The sequence below is a fragment of the Candidatus Protofrankia californiensis genome, from assembly GCF_900634765.1.
Classification (GTDB): domain Bacteria; phylum Actinomycetota; class Actinomycetes; order Frankiales; family Frankiaceae; genus Protofrankia; species Protofrankia californiensis.
Map to the genome: position 1 here is coordinate 6,889 of NZ_CAAAFT010000483.1, position 2,183 is coordinate 9,071.

A 2,183-nucleotide genomic window follows, 5' to 3' on the forward strand; every position below is an offset into this window, starting at 1 on the left:
ATCCAGCACGGCGCGCAGCACCGCCGCGGCGGAGCCCGTCGTGTCCGAATGGCCCACGGTCGTGGACTGCGCCGGGGACTGGTTCTGTACCGGCACGGCTGTCCTCCTCGCGCTGCGGTGATGCACGCAGACGCAGCAAGGCTGCGGATGTCGTCACGGCCCGCGTGGCAGGCAGACGTACGGACTCACGTCGCCTGTTCCGCGGGGGGATCAATCGATGGAGTCGACGCCCAGGTCAGGACTGACACCCCTCCCAGCGCCACCTGCGGGAGGACGGGGGAAGACAGGCATCCGAGGGGCCTGGGCACGCCGAGAATCCAGCAGCGGCATCAGGCAGGTAGACAAAGCGCGCTCGCCACACGACGGAAGTCGACGTGTGCACGGCAGACCAGATAGGTGTGCCGGCTCATGCGGTCGACGGTAGGCAACACCCGGATGCTTGTCAACCAGCCCAGTGGGGAATGCCTGTCCGCATCCTTGGTGTCGACCGTCCGGCCGCTGCCAGGGGCGGCGGGACTGCCGGGGCCGGGAGCACAGCCGGGAGCACAGCCGGAGTTACCGTCGGGGTCGGCGTCGGCGGACCTTGCGACACTGCGTCCCCGGTCGCCGGTCGCTTAAAACCTCCACCCACAGACGTGCCGGATCTCTACCAACAGACGTACCGGCCAAACAGGCCAGCAACGACAGGCTCCGGCTCGCGCACCACAGCTGGGTAAAGCCACCGATCAGGAATTCCACCGAGTTTTCTCAGCAAATACCAAGGCTCCTCCGGGAAGCTGAGGCGCGCTGATCGCGGTCGGCAACTGATCGTGGCCAGCATCGGCCGTGGTTATTCCTAGGTTCCCGAAGGCCTCCGAGCGCACGAAAAAACCATGATCGTGCACTCTTTGGCCGGCTGGATGCATAAGCGGGTCCGCCCCGTCCGTCGGGGCTTTCGGAGGAGTGGATGCAAATACGGCGTGCGCGCCCACGGATCGGACGCAGGACGCTCGCCCTGGGGGCGGTGGCTGTCGTTGTGATCGTGGCGGGCTCCATAACAATCGGCCTGGCGGTTTCCTCATCCGCCGGCAGTAGCAGTCCACGCCTGGTGGCGGCAGGTCTCGGGACGATCCGGCAGGCGGTTTCGGCCACTGGGGTCATCCAGGCCGCCCACCAGGCCGATCTGACCTTCGGCGTGTCAGGCAGGGTCACCGGCGTTCCGGTCACCGTCGGCCAGCAGGTCACGGTGGGGCAGGCGCTGGCCACGGTCGACTCGGCCGTGCTGGTGGCCTCGGTCGCGCAGGCCGAGGCCACCGTGGCCACCAGCGAGTCCCGCCTGTCCGCGGATCAGAGCGCCGGCGCGTCCGACGCGCAGCTGAACGCGGACAACCAGGCCATCATCGCCGCGCGCAACGGGCTGGCCGCGGCGCAGCAGTCGCTGTCCCAGGCGACCCTGACCTCGCCGATCGCCGGTACGGTCGCGGCCGTCAACCTGACGGTCGGCCAGCAGGTCTCCGGTGGCGGCGCGACCGCGTCCGGCGGGACAGGCGGCACGGGCAGCGGGGGCGGTGGCGGGGGCTCGGCGACGGGGTCCGCTTCGACCACCTCGGCGTCGTCGGCGCAGGTCGTGGTGGTCGGCTCGGACGGCTACAAGATCGCGGCAGGCGTCGACGACACCCAGATTGGCGAGATCAAGACCGGGAACCAGGCGGTTATCACCCCGAACGGCGCCACCACGACGGTGTTCGGGACGGTTTCCACCGTCGGGCTGCTCCCGACCCAGAGCTCGGGAGTGGCGACGTACCCGGTGGCCATCGACGTCACCGGGACCCCGGCGGGATTGCATCTCGGGGCCAGCGCGCAGGTGCAGATCATCGTCCGGCAGCTGACCGACGTCCTGACGGTGCCGACCACGGCCCTGCACTACGCCGGCTCCCAGGCGCAGGTGTACCAGCTGGCCGGGAGCCAGCAGGTACCCCGGGCGGTGACGGTAGGTGTGAGTTCCGGTGGCGTCACGCAGATCACCGGTGGGCTGGCGGCCGGCGACATGGTGGTGATACCCGAGTCGGTCTCCTCCGGACGCACCGGTGGCGGCGGGGGAACCCCGAGCGGCCGCCCCGGCGGGTTCGGTGGTGGCGGCGGTGCATTCGGCGGGGTGGCGGCGGATTCAGCGGGAGCGGGTTCAGCGGTGGTGGGTTCGGTGG

Annotated in this window: 1 protein-coding gene; it reads left to right on the plus strand. The window is 69.9% G+C overall.

Annotated elements, in window-relative coordinates:
* Positions 1–946: 946 nt before the first annotated feature.
* On the plus strand, positions 947–2,183 hold a 1,237-nt coding region (locus DD1DGNOD_RS30615), incomplete at its 3' end, for an efflux RND transporter periplasmic adaptor subunit (protein ID WP_165037023.1).